The organism is Janthinobacterium lyxosi, assembly GCF_051380665.1.
In the GTDB taxonomy this organism is placed as follows: domain Bacteria; phylum Pseudomonadota; class Gammaproteobacteria; order Burkholderiales; family Burkholderiaceae_D; genus Janthinobacterium.
Genome location: NZ_JBNYXM010000006.1, coordinates 75,109 through 96,982, shown reverse-complemented (window position 1 = coordinate 96,982; position 21,874 = coordinate 75,109). Strand labels below are relative to the sequence as shown.

Annotated in this window: 17 protein-coding genes; 10 read left to right on the top strand and 7 right to left on the bottom strand. The window is 63.6% G+C overall.

Translation table 11 applies throughout. The features are described from left to right. Position 1 precedes the first annotated feature (1 nt). A complete protein-coding gene (locus tag ACQ4WP_RS07895) occupies positions 2-3,388 on the bottom strand; it encodes a hypothetical protein (protein ID WP_436519456.1) in 3,387 nt (1,128 codons plus the stop codon). A gap of 266 nt (positions 3,389-3,654) precedes the next feature. On the opposite strand from ACQ4WP_RS07895, the gene ACQ4WP_RS07890 reads away from it, so the two are divergent. Further along, on the top strand, positions 3,655-3,879 hold the full coding sequence (locus tag ACQ4WP_RS07890) for a hypothetical protein (protein WP_436519455.1): 225 nt from the start codon (positions 3,655-3,657) through the stop codon (positions 3,877-3,879). On the opposite strand, the gene ACQ4WP_RS07885 is transcribed toward ACQ4WP_RS07890, so the two are convergent. After that, positions 3,839-4,936, bottom strand: coding sequence for a DNA topoisomerase IB (locus ACQ4WP_RS07885; protein WP_436519454.1), 1,098 nt, complete (start codon positions 4,934-4,936; stop codon positions 3,839-3,841). The genes ACQ4WP_RS07890 and ACQ4WP_RS07885 overlap by 41 nt on opposite strands. A 92-nt stretch (positions 4,937-5,028) precedes the next feature. On the opposite strand from ACQ4WP_RS07885, the gene ACQ4WP_RS07880 reads away from it, so the two are divergent. After that, entirely contained in the window at positions 5,029-5,412 is a 384-nt protein-coding gene (locus ACQ4WP_RS07880; RefSeq protein ID WP_436519453.1) for a YkvA family protein, read from the top strand. Here the strand turns inward: ACQ4WP_RS07880 and ACQ4WP_RS07875 are convergent. From ACQ4WP_RS07875 to ACQ4WP_RS07865, 3 genes are all read right to left on the bottom strand, one after another. Further along, entirely contained in the window at positions 5,409-6,599 is a 1,191-nt protein-coding gene (locus ACQ4WP_RS07875; RefSeq protein WP_436519452.1) for a serine hydrolase domain-containing protein, read from the bottom strand. The genes ACQ4WP_RS07880 and ACQ4WP_RS07875 overlap by 4 nt on opposite strands. A 107-nt stretch (positions 6,600-6,706) precedes the next feature. Next, complete coding sequence (locus tag ACQ4WP_RS07870) at positions 6,707-8,002, bottom strand: cation:proton antiporter (RefSeq protein WP_436519451.1); 1,296 nt, start codon at positions 8,000-8,002, stop codon at positions 6,707-6,709. A gap of 62 nt (positions 8,003-8,064) precedes the next feature. Beyond that, entirely contained in the window at positions 8,065-9,180 is a 1,116-nt protein-coding gene (locus ACQ4WP_RS07865) for a mechanosensitive ion channel family protein (RefSeq protein ID WP_436519450.1), read from the bottom strand. A gap of 258 nt (positions 9,181-9,438) precedes the next feature. On the opposite strand from ACQ4WP_RS07865, the gene ACQ4WP_RS07860 reads away from it, so the two are divergent. The 4 genes from ACQ4WP_RS07860 to ACQ4WP_RS07845 all read left to right on the top strand — a co-directional run bounded on the left by ACQ4WP_RS07860 (position 9,439) and on the right by ACQ4WP_RS07845 (position 14,758). Next, entirely contained in the window at positions 9,439-11,706 is a 2,268-nt protein-coding gene (locus ACQ4WP_RS07860; protein WP_436519449.1) for an alpha,alpha-trehalose-phosphate synthase (UDP-forming), read from the top strand. Next, on the top strand, positions 11,706-12,497 hold the full coding sequence (gene otsB / locus ACQ4WP_RS07855; protein WP_436519448.1) for a trehalose-phosphatase: 792 nt from the start codon (positions 11,706-11,708) through the stop codon (positions 12,495-12,497). The genes ACQ4WP_RS07860 and otsB overlap by 1 nt, the downstream gene beginning before the upstream one ends. Beyond that, positions 12,469-14,355 (top strand): glycoside hydrolase family 15 protein, encoded by a 1,887-nt coding sequence (locus ACQ4WP_RS07850; protein ID WP_436519447.1) that lies wholly within the window; start codon positions 12,469-12,471, stop codon positions 14,353-14,355. Before otsB ends, ACQ4WP_RS07850 begins: the two co-directional genes overlap by 29 nt. A gap of 274 nt (positions 14,356-14,629) precedes the next feature. After that, positions 14,630-14,758, top strand: a complete 129-nt coding sequence (locus ACQ4WP_RS07845; RefSeq protein ID WP_436519446.1) for a hypothetical protein — start codon at positions 14,630-14,632, stop codon at positions 14,756-14,758. Positions 14,759-14,784: 26 nt separating this feature from the next. On the opposite strand, the gene ACQ4WP_RS07840 is transcribed toward ACQ4WP_RS07845, so the two are convergent. Together ACQ4WP_RS07840 and ACQ4WP_RS07835 are read right to left on the bottom strand one after the other, a co-directional pair. Continuing rightward, positions 14,785-17,088 carry a TonB-dependent receptor gene (locus ACQ4WP_RS07840; protein WP_436519445.1) on the bottom strand — a complete coding sequence of 768 codons (2,304 nt, stop codon included), beginning with the start codon at positions 17,086-17,088 and terminating at the stop codon, positions 14,785-14,787. Positions 17,089-17,459: 371 nt separating this feature from the next. Next, positions 17,460-18,707 (bottom strand): PepSY-associated TM helix domain-containing protein, encoded by a 1,248-nt coding sequence (locus ACQ4WP_RS07835; protein ID WP_436519444.1) that lies wholly within the window; start codon positions 18,705-18,707, stop codon positions 17,460-17,462. 228 nt (positions 18,708-18,935) lie between these two features. Between ACQ4WP_RS07835 and ACQ4WP_RS07830 the strand changes: the two genes are divergently transcribed. From ACQ4WP_RS07830 to ACQ4WP_RS07815, 4 genes are read left to right on the top strand one after another with little or no spacing between them, the layout of a single operon-like run. Beyond that, positions 18,936-19,766 (top strand): alpha/beta fold hydrolase, encoded by an 831-nt coding sequence (locus ACQ4WP_RS07830; protein ID WP_436519443.1) that lies wholly within the window; start codon positions 18,936-18,938, stop codon positions 19,764-19,766. A gap of 20 nt (positions 19,767-19,786) precedes the next feature. Further along, a complete protein-coding gene (locus tag ACQ4WP_RS07825; RefSeq protein WP_436519442.1) occupies positions 19,787-20,521 on the top strand; it encodes a histidine kinase dimerization/phospho-acceptor domain-containing protein in 735 nt (244 codons plus the stop codon). 15 nt (positions 20,522-20,536) lie between these two features. Continuing rightward, on the top strand, positions 20,537-21,313 hold the full coding sequence (locus tag ACQ4WP_RS07820) for an ATP-binding response regulator (RefSeq protein WP_436519639.1): 777 nt from the start codon (positions 20,537-20,539) through the stop codon (positions 21,311-21,313). A gap of 24 nt (positions 21,314-21,337) precedes the next feature. Beyond that, positions 21,338-21,859 (top strand): hypothetical protein, encoded by a 522-nt coding sequence (locus tag ACQ4WP_RS07815; protein ID WP_436519441.1) that lies wholly within the window; start codon positions 21,338-21,340, stop codon positions 21,857-21,859. Positions 21,860-21,874: the final 15 nt, after the last annotated feature.

Genomic DNA, 21,874 nt, shown 5'->3' with positions numbered 1-21,874 from the left:
GTCAAGGATGGGCCGTCAGGCTGATGTGCCAGTGGCTCAGATGTCCCGCTTCGATATGCACCTTGATGGGCTTGAGCCAGGCGCCTGCGCCGGGAATCTTGTCGGCCGGCGCGGCGGAAAAACGCCCGTCGACGAGGGCCAACTTGACGAAGCTGGGGCCGATGTAGACGACCCGCGTGCTGGCCGGTGCCGCTTCCTGGGCCAGTATGGCCCGGTTCGCCGCGATCCACGCCAGCAGGGCTGCCAGTTTCGGCTTTTGCGCGGGGTTGGCCACCATTTCCGCCTTCGCGTCGATGATCAACTGGTGAATGGCGGCGCCATTGTTCTGACCGCCCAGCGCATCCGAGTAGCCGCCCGCGCCGTCCGCGTAGCGCAAGTCGATCTGCTGGCCGTCGCTGTGGCCGCGGTGGCCGAGGATGGAATCGCCCGCCGCCGTCTGCGTCACATGCTGGCCGCTGATGTCGTCGAAACGGTAAGCCTTGCCGGCCAGCCAGGCGATGGCCAGGCGCGTGGCCCATGAATCGCCGCCCGCGTCGCGCGTGCCGTAGCGCCGCGCCGCCAGCGCCGCCTCGTTGTTGGCCAGGTACAGGGGGATGTAGGCCGTGCTGCCCTTGAACTCCACTTGCCCCCCTTCGGCCGGGTCGGAGCTGGCATCGGCATTGTCGATGCGGCCCTTCAGGCGCAGCGTGACGACGGCCTTCTTGTCGAGCTTGGCACCGGCAAAGGCGGGCAGCACCAGGCTGGGAAATTTCACTGTGCCGGCAGTCTTGGTATTGGTCTGGGACAATAAATTCTCTGTACTGAAGGCGGGATTGCCGCCGCCGGACGAAATGCCGATATTGACTTCCGTAATCGTCGCCGCCGCCGGCGTGTAGTGCAATTCCAGCGGCAAGGTGTGGGTGGCCGTGGCCGCGCCTTGCGAGACGGACACATACGGCCCCGGCAGATTGCCCGTCAGCTTGATCGGCTGCAGCACGGGATGGGCGGCCTTGTTGGGCGAGAGGAATTTCGCCTGCGTCACCTTCAAACCCTTGCACACGAGGCTCAGTTCCACCGTCGTGACGGTGGCCAGGGCGCTGTCGCCGATATTCGTGGCGCTGACACTGCCGCCCAGGGCCAGCGCCCCCTCCTTGGTTTGCTTGCTGACGTCGACGCATTCCGTCCTGACGATGCTGCCCTGCGTGTAATGCGTCTGGTTGACGGCGCCCGTGGCGGCCAGGTTGACCCCGGGCAAACCCGTTACGGCGTACGACCAGGTATCGTTGTACTGGCTTTGCGCCGTCGTGTAGACGGGATACTCGGCCGTGCTGACGGTGATTTTCACGCCCACGTTTTTCGTGCCCTTGGGCACCGTGAAGGCGACGGGCGAGGTGATGGTCTGGTTTTGCGCGGCTGCCGTGGCCGTAAACGTCTTGCTGCCCTCGTCAGCCTGCGGCGTGACGTCGCCCGTGCCACGGGGGCTGGCGGGCACGTCGCGCGCGGGCGGACCGGCGCCATCCTGCGTGACGCTGCCCGCCACATAGCTCTGCGCCGAGGCGGTGCGCTGGGCCAGGCCGGGTCCGTACGGATACACGATGCCGACGCTGACGCTGCTGCTGTTGTCGAAGACGACGGCGCTGACGCTGACCACGTTCGGGTGGACCAGGTCGTTCAAGGTCAGCTGGTAGGTGTCGGGCAGCACGCCATCGAAGTGGAAGGCGCCCGTGGCGTCGACCACGGCTACCTGGCGCTGGTGGCTGTTGTAGCCAACCAATAACATCTTCTTGCCGGCCAGTCCCGTGGCATTGCCGCCCGTGGGCGTGCGCAGCTGGCCTTGCAGGGAGGTAGAGGACTTGACGACGATCAAGGCATAGCTGGCCGTGAATTCGCCATCCTGCGAGACGAAATTGAGGTTCAGGTCGTAGCTGCCGTTGGGCAAGGATGCCAGCAATTGCTGCATGGCCGTGGCGCTGATGCTGAAGGTGCCCCTGGCCGCATCGAAGACCCAATATTGCTTCAGACTGACGGCCACGCCGTTCGGTCTGGACAGCAAGCCGTCGCTGTCGTCTTGCAGGGCCATGGTGGGCGCGGCCACCAGGCGGAACGCCAGGGCGCCCGGCTGCAGGCGGTTGTTCGGCCCCAGGCCCGTGATGGCCAGCACGGGCGCGGTTGCCGGCAAGTTGCCGTCGTCGTCAGGCTCCACATAGGTTTCCACGGCCGTGGGCAAGTCCGTCTGGATCAGCAGGTTCAGGGTGGTGACGCTGTTGCCCTTGCTGAGGGAAAATTGCGCGTGCTGGTCCACACCCGTGTCGCCGGGCGTGGAAAAGCGCAGGCTGCCGTCCTGCAGCAGCACGTCCGTGACGGCGCCGCTGACCTTGACGCTATCGGCGCCGTCCGTAAAACCCAGGTCATCCAGCGACAGCGTCACCACTTGCGCGGGCAGCACGGGATCGAGTTCGATGCTGGCGTTGGCGCTGAAGGTCCACGCCAGGGCCGCGCTCTGGAAGGCGATGTTGCGCTCGATGCGCAGGATGATGGTGTCGTCGGGCGTGACGGTGGCGCCCGCGTCGATGCTGCCGGCCAGCACCTCGCCATCAATGATGCTGCTGCCTTCCGGTGCGCTGGTCAGCACGGCTTGCACATTGCTGGCCGCCGCGCGGCTGTTGTTGCGGATGTGCACGCGGTAGGTGTAGTCCCAGACCGTGCGGCTGACGCGCTGCTCGGCCACTTTCTCCAGCTGCGTCACTTCGAAGTCGCCGGCGGCCTGGGCGGTGGTGCTGGTAGTCGCTGTGGCGGCCAGCATGGCTTTCGGCGCGGGCGGCTGGGTGGGATCGCCGGGTCCGCCGCAGGCGCACAGGCCCAGCGCCAGGGTAGTGGCCAGCGCGGCGGTGGCCAGTTGGCGCCGCCGCAGGCAGGCGATGGCCAGCACGCCGGCCAGCAGCAGCCATGGCGTGGACGGCAGGGCGACGGCGGCCGGCTGCGTGATGCCTGTCTCGAGTTCGATGAAGGAAACGGGGTCGAGGATGGAAAACAGCTGCGCGCCGGGGCTGCCCGCGCCCAGGTAATCGAAGGTGACGGAAAAGCCCGTGGCCGTGGCGCCGGGGACGATGCCGCCCGCCAGCGCCAGCGCGTCGAGGTAGCCGCTGGCGGGAATGGCCACGTCGGGCTGTACCAGCAGCACGTCCCAGCCCGGCGCCGTGGAGACGTTGTGCAGGTTGGCGTACTGGCCCACGCTGAAGAACAAGGTGAATTCCTCGATGGGGATGGCCAGGGTAGTATTGCTGACGGTATAGTCGTAGCGCCACTGCGTGCCGCCCAGCGATGTCGCCGTGTAGCCGATGCTGCTGCTGTGCGCGGCAGACATCGCGCACAGCAGCAGCGCCAGCAGCGCCTGTTTGATAAAGCTCATGATCGTTCTCCCCGTTGACTGGCGCCAAGCGTGCCCGGGAAAGAGGTCAAGCAGGAAGCGTTCCCGTATAAATTGTGCTGCAAAAACAAGGACTTGGCTGATACGGGCCGGCGCCGGTGTCAAATCTCCCGACACGGGTCTTTAGGGATGAGCGCTGTCAGCGCTGTCCTACCCATCTTGTCGAAACTGTCTGATTGTATGCCTTGCGGAAACACGCGATGATCGTGTTCATGCTGCAACAGCCAACCAGTCCGACGGAGTATGCGATGCCCAAGCTAGCCAAGCCCAGCCATTTGAACAAGCCGTTTCTGCTGATCTGCCTGTTCACCTTCTCGACCCTGGCGGCCACCTTGATGAATACGGGCGATGCGCAGACGGGCGACGCCGCGCCAGCGCCAGTGGCGCGCGAAGCTGGCCACGGCGCCTTGCCGGTCTGCAGTAGCGATGCCCTCACATTGTCGGCACATTGCCAGCCTGGGCGCCAGGCTTGATCTGAGCGGCCCCTTGCAGCCGCTGCTGCAGCAAGGCCAGTACGGCCGCTTCTTCCGGCGCCAGCGACGGCAAGTCCTCTTGCAACTGCTGCCGCGCCCGCGCGCGCATGCCTTCCAATAAACTGCCATCCAGATACGACTCCAGCACGGCCGGGTGCACATAGCACTTGCGGCAGATCGTCGGCGTATTGCCCAGCTTTTTTGCCACCGACTCGATCGCCTGCACGATGTTTTTCTTCGCTTGCGCCTCGGAATCGACTTGCTCGAACGCCTGCAGGGCCAGCGCGGCCAGCAAGGTGCCGGACCAGGTGCGGAAATCCTTGGCCGTGTACTCTTCGCCCGTCACTTCGCGCAGGTAATCGTTGACGTCGCCGGAATCGACGCCGTGGCGCTCGCCATCGTCGTCGACATATTGAAACAGTTCCTGCCCCGGCAGTTCGCGCATGCGTTGCAGCACCCTGGCCAGGCGCCGGTCGCTCAGGCGGATATCGTGGCGCACGCCGCTCTTGCCCTTGAAGTGGAAGGCTACGGCGCTGCCGTCGACCTGCACATGGCGCGTGCGCAGGGTGGTCAGGCCGAACGATTTATTCGTGCGCGCGTATTCCTCGTTGCCGATGCGCATCATCGTCAATTCCAGCAGGTGCACGATGGTGGCCAGCACTTTTTCACGCGGCAAGCCCGGCAGCTGCATGCCGCGCGCGACGGCGGCGCGGATGGCGGGCAGGGCGTTGCCAAAGCTGAGCATGCGCTCATATTTCACTTCGTCGCGCACCTGGCGCCAGCGCGCATGGTAGCGATATTGCTTGCGGCCCCGCGCATCGCGTCCCGTCGCCTGCAGGTGGCCGTTGGCGCGCGGGCAGATCCACACGTCTGTCCAGGCGGGCGGAATGGCCAGCGCCTTGATGCGCATCAAGGTGGCGGCATCGCGCAGGAGCTGGCTATCCGCGTCGCGGTAGCGGAACTTGCCGGGCTTGCCCAGGCGAGCGATGCCCTTCTGGTGGTCGCCCGTGTAGCGCAGGCCGGCGGCGCGGGCCGTGGTGGTGGCAGATATTTCCATGACGATAGCTTACCTTGCACGCCGCGCACCCGGCGCGCCGTTATGCTAAGGTGCGCATTCGTAACGCCGTGCGCGGCAGACAGGAGCAGCAGATGTTTGGCAGAAAAAAGAATCTGGAAGAAGACCACGCCCCCCAGACCGACAAGCAGTATGAAAAGAAATACACGGAAGACAGCTTCTGGGACAAGGTCGTCAAGTTCGCCAGGACGGCGGGACGCGAAGTCATCGAAAAAGCCTTGTGGCTGTACTACGCGGCGCAGCAGCCGAATACCCCGCTGTGGGCCAAGACGGCCATTTACGGCGCACTCGGCTATTTCATTTCGCCCATCGATGCGATTCCCGACATCACGCCCGTGGTCGGCTATGCGGATGACCTGGCCGTGCTGGCGGCGGCCGTCGCCACGGTCGCCACCTACATCACGGCCGAGGTCAAGGAACGCGCCGCCGACAAGCTGCGCGGCTGGTTCGGCGCCTAGCCTTTTTTTGCCGCCGGCACGCCGCTGCCCCCATGGGCCAGCAGGCGCAGCACGACTTCTTTCTGGAATGAACGAAACTCCTTGTCGGCGCTGACGTTGGCGAAGGCCAGCACGGCTGTCCTGCTGGCGCGGTCGACGCAGACGACGGATGCGGCGCCCGGGTCGCCGCCGCTGTGCGTGGCCAGCGGCTTGCCGTCGACGTCGCGCAGCAGCCAGACCAGGGCCTGGCGCACGGACGCATCGGCAGGCACGACGGCGGCCGTTTGCGGGGCAAAAAACAATTGCAAGGTGGCATCTTGCAGGTAGCGGTGACCATCGACCCGGCCGCCATTGCTGAAGATGGCCAGGAAACGGGAAAAGTCATGCGCCGAGCTGCGCAGCAGGCCGGCAGGCCAGTCGGGATAGCCGACGGGCGGCAGCGCTTGCAGGCCCGGCTCCTTGTGCGCATACGGCTGGGCGACGACGGCGCGCCGGGGCAAGCCGGCCAGGTTCCAGGCCGTGCTGTTCATGTCCAGCGGTTCGAACAGGTGCTCGTGCGCGTAGGCGTCGAGGCCATCGGGGTTCAAACGGCCCACCAGATAACCGAGCAGGGCGATGCCCACATTGCTGTAGCGCCATTCCGTGCCGGGCCGGGCAGCAAACGACACATCCGCGTCATACCAGGCGCCGCCGCGCGACAGATAGCCCTTGACGAAGTCGCGCAGGGGTAATCGCGGATCGCCCTGCACGGCAAACGCCGTCGTCTTGTCGTACACGGCATCGGAAATGCCCGAGGTGTGATTGAGCAAATGGCGAAAGGTGATGGGCACGTCGGGAAACTTCGGATGCATGAGCGGGAAGTCCAGATAGGCCGCCACCTTGTCGTCGAGCTGGAAGGCGCCCTGTTCGAGCAGCATCATGACGGCCGTGGCAGTGACGAGCTTGCTGACGGAGGCGACATGAAATACCGTGTTGGCATCGGCTTTCTTGCCGGCCTGGATGTCGGCCCAGCCATAACCGCGCGCAAAGATGGTTTGCTCGCCGCGCACCACGGCCACGCTCATGCCCGGCGTTTCCGTGCGGGCCAGGCCATCGCGCATGAAGCCGTCAAATTCCGTTTCCCACGCCAGCCTGGCCGGATCGGTGGCGCAGCCCGTTTGCAGCAGGGCCAGTGAGACGCCCAGTCCCAGCACGCTTCGTCGTTTCATTGATTCTCTCTTTGCTGTTTTTAATGATCTTAACAACATTTCCGCCCGCCATAGGGGCGATTGACAAAACATTGCTTTACAGCAGTGACAAAGGGGCAAACCGGCGCTTATTTGCGCCAGTAGCGTTCCAGCAGGGGTTTGACCGTCAGGCCGTGCGCGACGATGGATAAAATGACGACGACGAGGGTGATGTCGGCCAGTTCGCGCGCCAGGCCGTGCGGCAAGCCATGCGCGATGGCATAGCTGAGGTAGTACAAGGAGCCGATGCCGCGCACGCCGAACCAGGCGGCCAGTCCCTGCAGGCGCACGCTGGTGCCCGAGGCCAGCAAACCGAGCATCACGCTGGCCGGGCGCGCCACCAGCAGCAGGAATAGCGCCACGCTCCACGCCTGCCAACTCCAGGCGGCGGCCGTGACGGTGCCGCCCAGCAACAGCACCAGGGTCAGTTCGGACAGGCGTTCCAGGTGTTCCTTGAAGACGAGGGACTCGCCGCTGACGGTCAGCGCTACCTCGCTGGCGTGCGGTTTAGTGGCGGACACGGCATGGGTTTCCTCCGCCTGCAACAAGCCTTGCCTGTCTTGCGGCGCGCCGGCCAGCTGCAGTTCCGTCTGGCGCAAGGCCACGCCGGCAAAGAACACAGCCAAAAAGCCCCAGGCGTGCAGCCACATGGCCACGCCATACACGAAGGCGATCAAGCCCAGGGCCGCTAGGTCGTCCAGCATCGCATGTTTTGGTTCCTTGGCGCGCACCTGCCAGCCCAGCCAGGCCAGTAGCGCGCCGCAGGCCGCGCCTAGGGCGATGGCCGCTGCGCTGGCCCAGAATAAATCGCGCCACAGCCAGGTGGCGCCATGCGGTCCCAGCTCATGCAGGCCCAGCAAGCCCAGGCCCAGCATGACGAAAGGAAAGCCGCTGCCATCGTTCATGCCCGCTTCGCTGGTGAGGATGAAGCGCAATTGTTCGCTGTCGCCCGCATGGCGCAGCTGCACGTCGGTGGCCAGCACGGGGTCGGTGGGCGCGAGGATGGCGCCCAGCAGCACGCCCGCGCCCAGCGGCAGGCCCAGCACCAGGCACGCGAAGGCCGCCACCAGGGCCACGGAGATGGCCATCGACAGCCAGGCCAGGCGCAGCGACGGCAGCCAGCGCGCTAGGCTGAACGGCACGGGCATCTTGACGCCAGCGGAAAACAGGGAGATGAGGACGGCGATTTCCGTCAGGGTTTCCAGCAGGGGCGCCTGCTGCAGCAGGTCGAATGAGAACAGGCCGAGGAACATGGGCCCCAGCAGCAAGCCCACGCCCAGGTAAGCCATGGCCGAGGTCCATGGCAGTCGCGCGATGCCGGCGGCGCCCAGGCCGCGCGCCAGCATCAGGCAGCCGATCAGGATGAACCAGGCGGTGGTGCTCATGCGCCCCATTGTAGCGGCGTGCGGGCAAGGGCAGCGCGCTGCAGGGTTTGTTAAGCCTTGTTTTAAACCTTGTACAGCGACACGCTGTCGTTCTGCGCCTGCATCTCGCGTACTTCGATGGGGTCGTGCGTGGAGCGCAAGCGGGGCAAGCCGTGCGGGTAGTGGGCCGTGATGAAGGCCAGCATCTGCTCGCGCACGAGGCAGCGCAACTCGAAGGCCGTGCCCGAATCTATCGCACTGATCAGAAAGCGCACGCGCACGGCCCGCTCATTCGAATCCGTCGCTTGCACGGTGCAGACCCGGCCATCCCATTGTGTGGCGGACGCGCAGATGCGCGTCAGTTCTGCGCGCAGCGGCTCGATCGGGATGCTGAAGTCCAGCCACAGAAAGACCGTGCCCAGGATGTCCGAGGAGGTATGCGTCCAGTTCTCGAACGGATTTTCGATGAACCATTGCAGCGGCACGATCAAACGGCGTTCATCCCACACGCGCACGACCACATACGTGCCCTTGATTTCCTCCACCGTGCCCCATTCGCCATTGACGATCAGGACGTCGTCGATGCGGATGGGTTGAGAGAACGCAATTTGCAGCCCTGCAATGAAATTGCCCAGCACGGGGCGGGCGGCGATACCCGCCACCAGGCCCGCCACGCCGGCCGAAGCCAGCAGGCTGGCGCCGATCTGCCGCGCGCCGGGCAAGGTCAGCAGCACGAAGGACAGGCCCAGGATGACGACGATGGCGTGCGCGCTGCGCGTCAGCACGCGGGCCTGGGTGATTCTGCGCCGCGCGCGCAGGTTGTCGGCCGCGTCGACGGGATTGATCTGGGAAATCGTGATGCTGAGCGACTCGATGCATTGCATGGCTAGCCAGGTCAGCGCGATGATCAGCGCCACGCTGGTGAGATGCGACATGGCGACCAGACCCGGCGTGTCGTCCGGCGCGCCGGCCAGCACCATGCGCAGGCCGAAGACGATCATGCACAGCTGGCTGGCGCGGAAGGCCACGCGCGCGACGTTGCTGGTGAACGGACGGCCATTGGCCAGTTTTTTCAGCAAGCCGATGCCGGCCCGGTGCACGACGATGGCGACCAGGGTGACGAGCAGGGCGGAAACGAGCACGGTCAGCGCCGAGCGCAGCGGGCCTCCCATCAGCGAGTGAAACGTGCTGAGATCCATAGGCGAAAACTCCTTGAAATGGGTGAAGGATGTCGGAAGCGGTTATTTTACGGGTAGATGACGTCGCGGGGGCGTGCGTTGCCGAACGGATAAGACCTGCCTCAAGGTGGATACTGGCAGAAATTGCTGCGGTGCGCCATGCCAGGTTGACGTTTCACTACGCAAAGCAAACGGGCGCCGCCGTGATGGAAATATAGCCATACTTGCAATGGTTGTTCATGTCTGCAAAGGAAAACGATGATAGTACGATCACTCCGAATGTCCTTGCGCTTCATCCTGCCGCTGGCCCTGGTGCTGGGATTGTTTGCTTATATTGTGGTACCCCTGCTCGATAATATTACCCTGCGCTGGTATGTGCGCGACCTCGACAGCCGAGCGGAATTGCTCGCTGGAACCCTCCGGCCCTCACTCACCGAATACCTGCCCGCGCAAGATGCCACCCGCATCGGCGAACTGTTCCAGGGCGCCACGCGCGATGAACGCCTGATCGCCATCGGCTTTTGCGACAACGCGGGCCACCTGGTCTACCAGTCCACGCAATATCCGGCTTCCATCGGCTGCTGGAGCACGCCTCCCACGGGCGGCCTGTACAAATCCCTGGCGCAATTGCCGCAAGGGCAAGTCCACATCAGCGAAACGCCTGTCATGCAGGAGGCGTCCCAGCTGGGCCGCCTGGTGCTGGTGCAGGACATGAGCTTTGTCGAGCGCCGCAATACCGATACCAAGCGTTTCATCTTTGCCTTCCTGGCCGTGCTGGCCGTGCTGATTTCCCTGATGACCGTCTTCGTGGCCCACCTGAGCTGGCGCGGCTGGCTGTCGGCCGTGAAGGATATTTTACGGGGCGAGTTGCTGCCGCGCAGCGTCACGGCCGTCCAGGCCACCGATGCGCCCGCCGCCGCGCCCGCGCCGCCGCCGGAAATGCAGCCGCTGATCGGCGACTTGCGCGAATTGCTGCAGGAATACCATCTGGAACGCCAGGGAGATAACGGCTGGTCATCCGACTGGACGCCGGACAAACTGCGCGCCCTGCTGGAAGCGGACTTGCAGGGCGACCAGGTGCTGGTGGTATCGAACCGCGAACCGTATATCCACACCAAAACGGACGCAGGCATCACGGTGCAGCGCCCCGCCAGCGGCCTGGTGACGGCCGTGGAGGCGGTGATGCGCGCCTGTTCCGGCACGTGGATCGCGCATGGCGCCGGTTCCGCCGACCGCGAAACGGTCGATAAGCTCGACCACGTGCCCGTGCCGCCCGACCATCCCAGCTATACCTTGCGCCGCGTGTGGCTGACGGAAGAAGAAGAGCAGGGCTATTATTATGGTTTTGCCAATGAAGGCATGTGGCCGCTGTGCCATATCGCCCACGTGCGCCCCGTGTTCCGCTCGTCCGATTGGGAGCAGTACGTGAAGGTCAACCGCCGCTTCGCCGAAGCTGTGATCGCCGAGGCGAAGACGGACAATCCCGTCGTGCTGGTGCAGGATTACCACTTCGCCTTGCTGCCGCGCATGGTGCGCGAAGCTTTGCCGAAAGCGACGATTATTACCTTCTGGCATATTCCCTGGCCGAACTCGGAATCGTTCGGCATTTGTCCTTGGCGCGAAGAAATCCTCGACGGCTTGCTGGGCAGCACGATTCTTGGCTTCCACACGCCGTTCCACCGCAAGAATTTCCTGGAAACGGTGGACCGCTACCTGGAAACCCGCATCGAACCGGAAGCGTCGACCATTTCCTACGGCGGCGAGATGACGCAGGTGGAGGATTATCCGATTTCCATCGCCTGGCCCGAGGATAATCCCGACCAGCCCGACGTGGCCGCCTGCCGCATGCAAATCCGTGCCGAACTGGGCGTGGCGCCCGACCACTTGCTGGGCATCGGCGTGGACCGCCTCGATTACACGAAAGGCATCGTCGAGCGCTTCCAGGCCGTCGAGCGCATGCTGGAACAGCAGCCCGGCATGGTGGGCAATTTTACCTTTGTGCAAATCGCCGCCCCCAGCCGCGCTTCGCTCGATGAATATCAAAGCTTCGATGCGCGCGTGCGCAAGATGGTCGAGCGCATCAACCGCCGTTTCGGCAGCGGCGATTATGTGCCCATCCTGCTGAAAGCGGAGCACCATGGTCAGGACGATTTGCAGCGCTATTTCCGCGCCTCGGAAGTGTGCATGGTGACAAGCTTGCATGACGGCATGAACTTGGTGGCCAAGGAATTCATTGCCGCGCGCGACGACGAGATGGGTGTACTTGTTCTAAGTCAGTTCACGGGTGCAGCGCGCGAACTGCATGAAGCGCTGATCATCAATCCTTACCATATCGAGCAGGGCGCCGAGGCCCTGTACCGTGGCCTGGTGATGCCGCCCGTGGAACAGCGCGAGCGCATGAAGAGCATGCGGGCACGCGTAAAACATTTCAATGTTTACCGCTGGGCCGGGCGCATGCTGCTGGACGCGGCCCGCTTGCGCCAGCGCGACAAGGTCATGACCAAGATCGACGCCCACAGCCGCATCAAGCGGCGCAAGGGGATTTGATGACGGAGATGCCTGACGATAGCGCGGCCCTGTTGCAGCTGCTGAGTACCTCCGGCAGCGCCGTCTTCCTCGACTTCGACGGCACCCTGGTCGACCTGGCGCCCACGCCCGACGGCGTGCGCCTGGAACCGGGCGTGGTCGAAGCGCTGGCGCTGCTGGCCGAGCGCCACGGCGGCGCGCTGGCCCTCATTTCCGGGCGTCCCGTGGCGCAGATCGATGCCATGCTGGCGCCCCTGGTGCTGCCCGTGGCGGGCGTGCATGGCGTGGAGCGGCGCAGCGCTGATGGCGCGCTGCATGTGGCGGCCACGCCCGACGTCTCGCCCGTGCTGGCGCGCGCCCGGGCGCTGGCCTCTGTCCACCCCGGCTTGCTGGTGGAACAGAAGCGGGGCGCCGTGGCCCTGCATTACCGCCTGGCGCCTGAACTCGGACAATTGTGCTTGCAGGAAATGACAACGGCCGTGCAAGCGTGCCCCGGGGTATTGCTGTTGCATGGCAAAATGGTCCTGGAAGCCAAGTCGGCCGCCACCGACAAGGGCGGCGCCATCGCCGCCTTCCTGCTTGAGGCGCCATTCGCCGGCCGCCGCCCCGTGTTCGCGGGCGACGACACCACCGATGAGGCAGGCTTTGCCTTTGTACAATTAGTTGGCGGGCAGGGCGTGAAAGTGGGCAGCGGCCCCAGCGCCGCCACCCTGCGCCTGGCCAGCCCTGGCGCCTTGCGCGCCACGCTGCTGGCCGCCTCCGTATCCCCAGAAGGAGTAGATGATGACGAGTTCCCAAGAACAAGCGTATGACACGCCCAGCGGTGCCGCCGCCTCGCAGGTCGCTTCCGCCACCGCGGCGGCCAGCGCGTCGGCGCCCGCCACGCCCATCCAGGCTAGCCTCAACTGCGGCGTGGTGGGCAATTGCGCCTTCAGCGCCCTGATCGACCAGGCCGGGCAGGTGGTCTGGTCGTGCCTGCCCCGCTTCGATGGCGATCCCGTCTTCAACCGCTTGCTGGACGACACGGAAAACGGTAGCGTGTGGGCCATCGACATTGAAAACTATGCGCGCAGCGAGCAATTCTACGAGCCGAACACGGCCGTACTGCGCACGCGCCTGTACGACACCGAAGGGCGCGGCGTGGAAATCACGGATTTCGCGCCCCGTTTCCTCAGCCGCGACCGCATGTTCCGCCCGCTGATGCTGATCCGCCGCGTGCGCCCGCTCGACCACGCTGTGCGCATCCGCGTGCGCCTGCGCCCCCGTTACGACTGGGGCAGGCTGGCGCCGCAGATCACGCAGGGCAGCCACCACATCCGCTATGTGGGGCCGGAACAGACCTTGCGCCTGAACACGGATGTATCGCTCAACTATGTACTGAGTGAAACGTATTTCGTGCTGGGGGGCACCGCCAACTTCCTGCTGGGCCCCGATGAAACCCTGGCCGGCGGCATCGACGAGACGGCGCGCATCTTCGAAAAGGAAACCATCAATTACTGGCGCACCTACACGCGCCGGCTGGCCGTGCCGCTGGAATGGCAGGACGTGGTCATCCGCGCCGCCATCACCCTGAAACTGTCTTTATATGAAGACACGGGCGCCATCATCGCCGCCATGACCACCAGCATCCCGGAAGCACCCGGTAGCAGCCGCAACTGGGACTACCGCTATTGCTGGCTGCGCGACGCCTTCTTTGTCGTGCGCGCCCTGAACAGCCTGTCCGAAGTGGGCACGATGGAAGAGTATTTGCGCTGGCTGACGAATATCGTCGCCCGTTCGAAGGGCGGCCACATCCAGCCTCTGTACGGCATCGGCCTGGAAGAACAGTTGCCGGAATCCAAGCTTGACCACTTGCCCGGCTACCGGGGCAACGGTCCCGTGCGCGTGGGCAACCAGGCGCAGGAACATTTCCAGCACGACGTGTACGGCAATATTGTATTAGGCGCAGCGCAGGCCTTCCTTGACCACCGTTTGTTCCACCGGGCCGGCAAGGCCGAGTTTGCCGCACTGGAAGCCGTCGGCGACCAGGCCTTCCGCCTGCACGCGGAGCCGGACGCGGGCATGTGGGAGCTGCGCACGCGGGCCAGGGTCCACACCTCGTCCATGCTGATGAGCTGGGCCGCCTGCGACCGCCTGGCCAAGGTCGCGCATAAACTGGGCTTGCCGGACCGGGCCGACCACTGGAACAGCCGCGCCGTGCTGATCCGCGAACGCCTGCTGCGCGAAGCGTGGAGCGAGGAGCGCCAGGCCTTCGCCGAAAGCCTGGGCGGGCGCGACCTCGATGCGTCCGTCTTGCTGATGGCGGAAGTCAACTTCATCGACCCCAGGGACCCGCGTTTCATCGCCACCGTCGACGCGCTGGAAGCGTCGCTGTGCGACGGCCCCTACATGCGCCGCTATGAAGCGCCCGACGACTTCGGTAAACCCGAAACGGCCTTCAACATCTGCACCTTCTGGCGCATCGACGCCCTGGCGCGCATCGGCAGGAAGGACGAGGCGCGCAAAATTTTTGAGACCATGCTGCTGGCGCGCAACCACCTGGGCTTGCTGTCGGAAGACACGCATCCCGTGACGGGCGAAATGTGGGGGAACTTTCCGCAGACGTATTCGATGGTGGGGCTCATCAACTGCGCCGTGCGGCTGTCGGCGCCTTGGGATAGCGCGGTGTAAAGGTTTGGGAGGCGAAACGTGGCTCGCACCCCACCGGCAGCGAAAAAATAAGCGCCAGCCGCAGACCGGTACAAACGCAATCTATAATCGAGACGATTTCACGAAAGGAGAGCGCGCCGAAGTGCACAGGCCAAACTGCGTCTATGCCCGGCATCAAACCTATGCCGGAGTCCTTAAGCGAGCGGGCTCGCACCTATGGCCTATTCTAGGATGAGTCGACCCTCGACCATGTGCCAGTCTAGCGTGGGAACGGGGCGCCCGGCTGGTGCCGGAAATGCCGCCGGGCAGCGTGCTGATGCGCCTGCCGGCGCCCGATTTCACGGATGGCGTGGCCGTCTGCAGCGACGGCAACCGGGGCGACAGCTTGCTGGCGCTGGTGGGCAGGGAGCGGGGTGGCAACTGACCGTCACGGCACGTTGCCACCGCGCATTACAGCCTGGCGCTCAATCCAAGCTGGAAGCCACGGCCTGGCAAGGGCGCAATGTACTTCAGTGGGGAATTGTGCGGCCTGGCATCGTCATCAAGGAGGTTGGTGCCGCTGATGAACACTTCGATGCCTGCAAAGGGCGAATTTGGCACCTGGAGTTCGCGGCTCACCTGGAAGTTCACCATGGTGTAGCCATCGAGCGGCACTTCCTCGCTGACACTTTTGCCCAGGTACTTCTGCTTGTCGTACCAGGTGCTCGATACCCTGGCCTTCCAGCCTTTGTTCTCCCACAGCAGATTCGCGCCGTAGCGGTTGGTGGGCATGTTGGGCAGATATTCCCCGTCGTTGTGCGCGCGCAGCTTGTCAGGATTGTCCGCCTTGTTCTTGACCAAGTCGGCAAATGCGGAGATATTCACCTTGCCGTAGCTGCCCAGCTGAAAGACTTGGGAGGCGTCGATCTCGAATCCCTTGACCGTCGTGTCGGTCTGCTTCCAATATTTTAATGGCAGCCGATTCGCCGTCTGCATCCCCGAGTGACCAAGGTAGAGATAGTTTTCGTACTTCATGACGTAGGCGGTTGCCGACAGGTTCAAGCCGCGATTGCCGAACAGGGCGGTGAGTTCGGTATTCCTCGCGCGCTCGGCCTTCAGGTTCTGGTCTCCTTCTTCCTGGGTCATGATCGAATAGTGGCGGTTGCTCGCATACAACTCATTGACATCGGGCGCTCTTTCCGACGATGCATAGCGCACCTTCGCACCGAAAAGCCGGCCAAGTTTGGCCGAGGCCCCCAGGTTATAGCTGTTCAGGCTGAACGCCTTGTCCTCGAGTTTGGAATTACTCGCATTCCTCGACGTCTTGAATCCGCTCTTGCGGATCGCGTGGTCCACTTTTTCATGGCGAAAGCCGGCATCGAAGGAGGCCCAGTCGAAGTCGAGGCTCTCCTTGACGAACAGCGCGTTGCTGACCGTGTTCGCATCGGGAAGGTAAAGTTGCGACCCGGTACCGGCGATATCCCTGGCCTTATGGCTCAAACCAAGCAAGCCGCTCAAGGGGCCTGCGCGCCGGTGCGCCATCAGAAGCTCGGCTTGATTGGTGTCAAACCGGTAGTCATTCGCCTTGGCCGTACCCAGACGTTCTCCCGATGCATTGTTCAAGCGTGACACGCGCAATTGCGCGCTTTCAAGGTAAGCAACAGGGTCGAGCAGATGGGCTTCCAGCGCATATTTATCCTGCTGTATCACCACGCCGACGGGCAGCCCTTCGTCATGATTTGCGCCGAAAGACTTGTTTTCCATGGAAAAGCCCGGGACGCCATATTCGCTATTCTTGGTATCGAGGCTGGCGGCCACGTAGCCACGATCGAAAAAGTAGGTGGTGCCGACGGCAAAGTGGGAATTGCTGGCATAGCTGTTGCCCAGGGTGCCGTGGTAATCCGGAGTCACGTCCTTGTTGATCTTCTTCTGGATCATCGATGGCGTGCCCGGCACATAAGCGGCGTTGGCCGGATTGACGTAGGTCTTGCGCTGCCAGACGGACGTCGGCTGATTGGTATAGAAGGAAAAATCACCGTCCGCCCAGTCCGGATTTTCTGTCATGAACTGGTCGATAAAGGGCTGCGAAGCCTTGTTGTAGATCTGCTGAATTCTCGCTTCTTTCTGGCAACTGTCGGCCAAAAAGGTATTCACGCCGCCCTTCAACGGGAATAGCTGGCTATTGCAAGCGCCTGCCTTGCTGTTTCCCGGAATATCATAATGCGAGATCTTCTGGAATGACATCTGCAGATTGGTCGAGAAGCGCTTCTGGTCGTTGAAGTTCATGCGCAAGCCCTGGGCGTTGGCATCGTTGAAGCCCTTGCGCAGGATCAGTTCCAGGTCTTTCTCCCTGGCCTCCATTTTCCTGGAAATGATGCCGGAATCGACGTCGACGCTGCCGCCAATCGCATTGCCGCCGAAACGCACGCTATCCGACGATTTGTTCACGGTAACGCTGCGCACGAAGAGCGGATCGAAAGGGATGTTGATGTCGCCGCTGAGCGCATTCATGCCGAGGATGGACTGGCCGTCTTCCAGGATTTGTACCCGGCTTCCGCTCAGGCTGCGTATCACCGGTGCACCGGCATTCGGCCCGAAAGCGCTGCTTTGCACGCCCGAGACATGCTCGAGCATGCCGCCGAGCGTTCTGTTCTGGGCTTGCGTATTCTCAACCAGAACGACGCTGTCGATGCTTGAAGGCTTGTCTGCCCGGACTTTAATGGTCTGCAGGGTGACGTCGTCTGCCGCGTAAGCGAGCGGGGCAGTGGACAGCATGGCAGCTGCGAATACGTGATGGCGCATAGGACTCTCTAAAAAGGCGGAATGTGGTGCTGGCGCTGGACGCAGGCGCAGCGCAAGGGTGTAGATGCAATCAAGTTGCAATAATAGCTTGCACGCAACGCTATTGCAAGTAAACTGCATTTGATGACATTGAACGGTCGGGACGAGGAAGGGGCCGTTGCCGGGCTGGCGCACGGAAAGCGCGCAGCGCAGACAGCCGGCATGTGCCAGCTACTGTGTAGCAAAGTGGGGAGGTGCGATGGCCTTACGCCTTGCGTGTGATCATGCTGGTGGCAAAGTGTGCGGCGCAGACTGAAATAGCTGAGTCCGCCTGCGCCGTTGTGGAGTCGCTACTTCAGGTGACTTTAATGGCTCTTCGCCTGCAGCCGGCGCGCGCGCCGTTTTCGCTCCCAGATGACGATGCCCGTCACCGACAGCATGGCGACCATGATGCCCATGAAGGACATCAACATGCGTCCCGGCAGGCCGAGGATGCGGCCCGAGTGCAAAGGGAATTGCAGTTGCACGAAGACGTCGGCGGCCGTGCCTTCCCACGGCTTGTGCTGGCCGATGATGCTGCCGTCCATGCCATCGACGTACAGGTTCGACAGGCCCATGCCGGCCGCGCCGAATTCGTCGGCCGGGTCGAAGAACGAAACGTTATAGAACGAATAATTGCCACCATAATAAATGCCCCCGATGGGCGCCATGATGCCGCGTTGTACGGCTTGCTTTTTGGCAATGTCTACTGCCTGCTCGAAGCCGATCAAGGGCTTGATATACGTGCCGTAGGGTGCCGGCGTCTGCGTTTCGTAGGGGCCCGGCGTGGTGGTCGATACCAGTGACATCACGGGATAGAACACTTCGCGGTACAGGTTCAGCGAGAACGAGGTAAACGCCACGACGAGGATGATGCCCCATACCCACAGGCCGCCTGCGCGGTGCAAATCGAAGTTGAGCTTGTAGCCGCCGGCCGCCCAGCGCACCACCCAGGACGGTTTCCAGCGCTGCCACCAGTTGGCGGCGTCGCGGTGGCGCGGCGCCTCGTCATGTTCACGCGGGCGCAAACGGCGTGGCGTGGTGAGATAGAACGCCACCATGCTGTCGAGCAGCCAGATCAGGGCCACGCTGCCCATCAGCCAGTAACCCCAGCGGTCCGTGCCCCAGAAGGCGGGCACGTGCAGGCTGTAGTGCAGGTGCCGCAAAAACGGCATCAGGCTGCGGCGCGACAGGGAAATGGCCGTCGAATCGCGCGTGCCCGTGATGTGCGCCGTGACGGGGTCGATGTAGACGGTGTTGTAGTCGAGCACGAACGGTTTGTTCGTGCTCGGGTCGGTGAGCGGGCGCACCATGAAGGCGGCGGCATGGCCTTCTTCCAGGCCCAGGGTCATGTAATTGACTTCCACGCGCGGGTCGGCCGCAGCTACCTTGTGCGCCAGCGCAAACGGCGCCTGCAGGGGGCCGCGGCCCGGCGTGTCCATGATGTCGGCGTTGAGCCATTCGTCCAGTTCGTGGTCCCACGACGTGACGGCGCCCGTGAGGCCGGCGACGATGAGGAAGAGGGCGATGGTCAGGCCAGCCCAGCGGTGTATGACAGTCCAGAAAGCGCGCATGCGTTACAAACCTTCAACATGAAACCGGCTTGTTGCCGCCAGCGGGCGCCATCGCGGCGCATAGGGAAAGCCAGGCATACGCCTGGTAGTTTGATAATGGGAATCGTTCTCATTATCCGCCGCAGCATGGCATTTGTCCAGCACCAATGGTGTTGCCCAGGGTCAAATCGCGCATGCTAAGATGCTAGCAAGAAGTTAATTTACATTCCACATGGAAATATTCAAGGCATGCGCATAGAAGATCGGAACAATGTCCGCGTGAGCGAATGCTGCGCTGCGCCAGAGGCGGGCGCGGCAACCACCATGGTGCTCATGCACGGCTTCGGCTGCGACCAGACCATGTGGCGTTACCTGGAGCCGCTGTTTCGTCCCCACTACCGTACCGTGCTGTTCGACCTGGTCGGCAGCGGCGCTTCGGACCTGGGCGCCTATGATTTCGATAGCTACGCGCGGCTCGACGCGCATGGCGCCGATTTGCGGCAAGTTATCCATGCCGTCGGCGGCGGCCCCGTGATTTGCGTCAGCCATTCCGTCAGCGCCATGAGCGCCTTGCTGGCGACCATCGTCGAACCGGAGCTGTTCGCCGCGCAAGTCATGCTGGCACCGTCGCCGTGCTATGTCGACGATGCGGCTGCCGGCTATCGGGGCGGCTTCAGCCGTGCCGATATCGATGACTTGCTGGACGCCATGGACCGCAACTACCTGGGCTGGTCCGCCAGCATGGCGCCGGCCATCATGGGTGCGTCCGGGCAGCCGGCGCTGGGACAAGACCTGGTGAACAGCTTTTGCCGCACGGATCCCGTCATTGCCCGGCATTTCGCGCAAGCCACGTTCTTGTCCGATCACCGCGCCATCTTGCCGCGCAACAGCACGCCGGCCCTGATCGTGCAATGCAGCGACGACTTCATCGCGCCGCCGTCCGTGGGGCAGTACTTGTGCGAAATGTTGCCGCACAGCAGTTTGCAGGTGGTCGAGAATGTGGGCCATTGCCCGCACATGAGCGTGCCTGATGCCAGTTACCGCGCCATCCGCCACTTTCTTGACGGCCTGCACCTGTAATGCGCGATACGATACCTTCCTTGCCTGACACCCATACTTTGTTCCAGCATGCCGCTTGCGGTTTGCTGCTGTGCACGGCCGATGGCACCATCGTGCAGGCGAACGCCACCTTTTGCGGCTGGCTCGGTTATGGCGCAGGTGAATTGCTCGGGAAGAAGAAACTGCAAGACTTGCTGACCATCGGCGGGCGCGTGTTCCACCAGACGTACTGGCTGCCCCTGATGCAGGTGCAGGGCAGCGTGTCGGAAATCTTGCTCGACATGCGTCAGCGCCAGGGGCTATCCATCCCCATGCTGTTCAATGCCGTGCGCCGCGTGCATGACGGCGTGCGCTATGACGAAATCGCCGCCTTTGTCGCCAGCGACCGGCGCAAATACGAGCAGCAGCTGCAGCTGGCGCGCAAGGAAGCAGGCGCGCTCAACGAGCAGCTGGCCGCGGCCGACCGGCGCAAGGACGAATTCCTGGCGACCCTGGCGCACGAGCTGCGCAACCCGCTGGCGCCGATCCGCAATGTGCTGGAAGTGCTGCGCCTGGCCCAGCTGGACGACCCGCAGCTACGCTGGGTCCGTGACGTGCTGGGCCGCCAGGTGGCCCACATGACGCACCTGGTCGACGACTTGATGGAAGTGTCGCGCATCACGCGGGGGCGCCTGGAATTGCGCCGTGCCAGCGTGGAACTGGCGCCCGTTGTGGAAGCGGCCCTGCACAGCGTGGCCGAGCTGGCGGCGCAGTCCGGCCACAGCGTGCACGTGTAGCAATGGCCGCAGCCCATCTGGCTCGACGCCGATGCCACGCGCCTGGGGCAGATGATCGCCAACCTGCTGACCAACGCCGTCAAGTACACGCCTGCCAACGGCGTCATCGGGCTGGAAGTGGCCTGCACGCAAGAGGAAGTGTTGATCAGCGTGCGCGATTCGGGCATCGGCATCGCGCCCGAGCACCTGGACAAGGTGTTCGACCTGTTTTCGCAGCTGGAGCCGGCCCTGTCGCGAGCCCAGGGCGGCCTGGGCATCGGCCTGTCGCTGGTGCGCGGCCTGGCCGAATTGCATGGCGGCAGCATCAGCGCGCACAGCGATGGCGTGGGGCAGGGCAGTACGTTCGAGCTGCGCCTGCCGCTGCCCGCCGTGCCGCTGCAAGCGCCGCCCGAGCCCAGCCGCCGCCTGCTGGCCGGCACGCGCGAGGGCACCGTGCTGGTCATCGACGACAGCGCCGATGCGGCCGAAAGCCTGGCGCTGGCGCTCGACATCCTCGGCTACGAAGTGCGCACGGCTTACGACGGCGCGGCGGGCATGGCGGCAGCACAAAGTTTCATGCCGCAAGTGATATTGCTCGACATCGGCTTGCCGCACATGAATGGCTACGACGTGGCAAGACTGTTGCGCAGCCAGCCCTGCGGGCGGAACGCCATCCTCGTGGCCGTCACGGGCTGGGGCCAGGACAAGGACCGCCAGATGGCGTCCGATGCGGGCTTTGATTTGCACTTGACCAAGCCCGTGGATTTTTATGAGCTCGATATGGTGTTGCAAAAGATGCTGCAGGCGCAGTGAGGATGGTATTAGCAGATGAAAGTAATGGAACAACTGACAGAACTTGAAATCGCCGTTTTCCAGCTCCGCATGGGCTTTGCGCACGCGGACCGCTGCGTGGACTGGGCCGTGGAACGCCTGCGCCTGGACCAGGAAGGCGACGACCTGGAGGTTGTGCTGCTGGCCAGCGCCCGTGGCCGCGATGAGGTGCTGCCGCTGGCCGACGTGATCATCGAGCGCTATCGGGGCGCGCAGCGCCTGGAGGACCAATTCCTCGGCGGCAAATACATTGTCGAACTGCGCGCAGCTTACCTGGCGGGGCGGGAAAACGTGTCGTCGCTCGATGCCATCTTTACCCGCCTGTATCCGGCGCTCGATTATCCGGACTGGCTGGTCATGCTGAGCCGCAATTGCGAGTATGCGACGGATGTGCCGAATTTCGAGCAGCCGTTCGAGGAGGAATTTCACTATATCGCCAGCTTGTGGGCGCAGGCGGAGAGTCTGGCCGCGTTCGAACGTGAATACAGCCGCGAGACGTCGAACCGGCATGATGTCATGCTGGGCTAGGGAATGGCCATACCG

Bases quoted from the DNA above. Each gene is read 5' to 3' on its own strand.
- ACQ4WP_RS07895 (WP_436519456.1), bottom strand. From the start codon at position 3,388: ATGAGCTTTATCAAACAGGCGCTGCTGGCGCTGCTGCTGTGCGCGATG.
- ACQ4WP_RS07890 (WP_436519455.1), top strand. From the start codon at position 3,655: ATGCCCAAGCTAGCCAAGCCCAGCCATTTGAACAAGCCGTTTCTGCTG.
- ACQ4WP_RS07885 (WP_436519454.1), bottom strand. From the start codon at position 4,936: ATGGAAATATCTGCCACCACCACGGCCCGCGCCGCCGGCCTGCGCTAC.
- ACQ4WP_RS07880 (WP_436519453.1), top strand. From the start codon at position 5,029: ATGTTTGGCAGAAAAAAGAATCTGGAAGAAGACCACGCCCCCCAGACC.
- ACQ4WP_RS07875 (WP_436519452.1), bottom strand. From the start codon at position 6,599: ATGAAACGACGAAGCGTGCTGGGACTGGGCGTCTCACTGGCCCTGCTG.
- ACQ4WP_RS07870 (WP_436519451.1), bottom strand. From the start codon at position 8,002: ATGAGCACCACCGCCTGGTTCATCCTGATCGGCTGCCTGATGCTGGCG.
- ACQ4WP_RS07865 (WP_436519450.1), bottom strand. From the start codon at position 9,180: ATGGATCTCAGCACGTTTCACTCGCTGATGGGAGGCCCGCTGCGCTCG.
- ACQ4WP_RS07860 (WP_436519449.1), top strand. From the start codon at position 9,439: ATGTCCTTGCGCTTCATCCTGCCGCTGGCCCTGGTGCTGGGATTGTTT.
- otsB (WP_436519448.1), top strand. From the start codon at position 11,706: ATGACGGAGATGCCTGACGATAGCGCGGCCCTGTTGCAGCTGCTGAGT.
- ACQ4WP_RS07850 (WP_436519447.1), top strand. From the start codon at position 12,469: ATGACGAGTTCCCAAGAACAAGCGTATGACACGCCCAGCGGTGCCGCC.
- ACQ4WP_RS07845 (WP_436519446.1), top strand. From the start codon at position 14,630: ATGCCGCCGGGCAGCGTGCTGATGCGCCTGCCGGCGCCCGATTTCACG.
- ACQ4WP_RS07840 (WP_436519445.1), bottom strand. From the start codon at position 17,088: ATGCTGTCCACTGCCCCGCTCGCTTACGCGGCAGACGACGTCACCCTG.
- ACQ4WP_RS07835 (WP_436519444.1), bottom strand. From the start codon at position 18,707: ATGCGCGCTTTCTGGACTGTCATACACCGCTGGGCTGGCCTGACCATC.
- ACQ4WP_RS07830 (WP_436519443.1), top strand. From the start codon at position 18,936: ATGCGCATAGAAGATCGGAACAATGTCCGCGTGAGCGAATGCTGCGCT.
- ACQ4WP_RS07815 (WP_436519441.1), top strand. From the start codon at position 21,338: ATGGAACAACTGACAGAACTTGAAATCGCCGTTTTCCAGCTCCGCATG.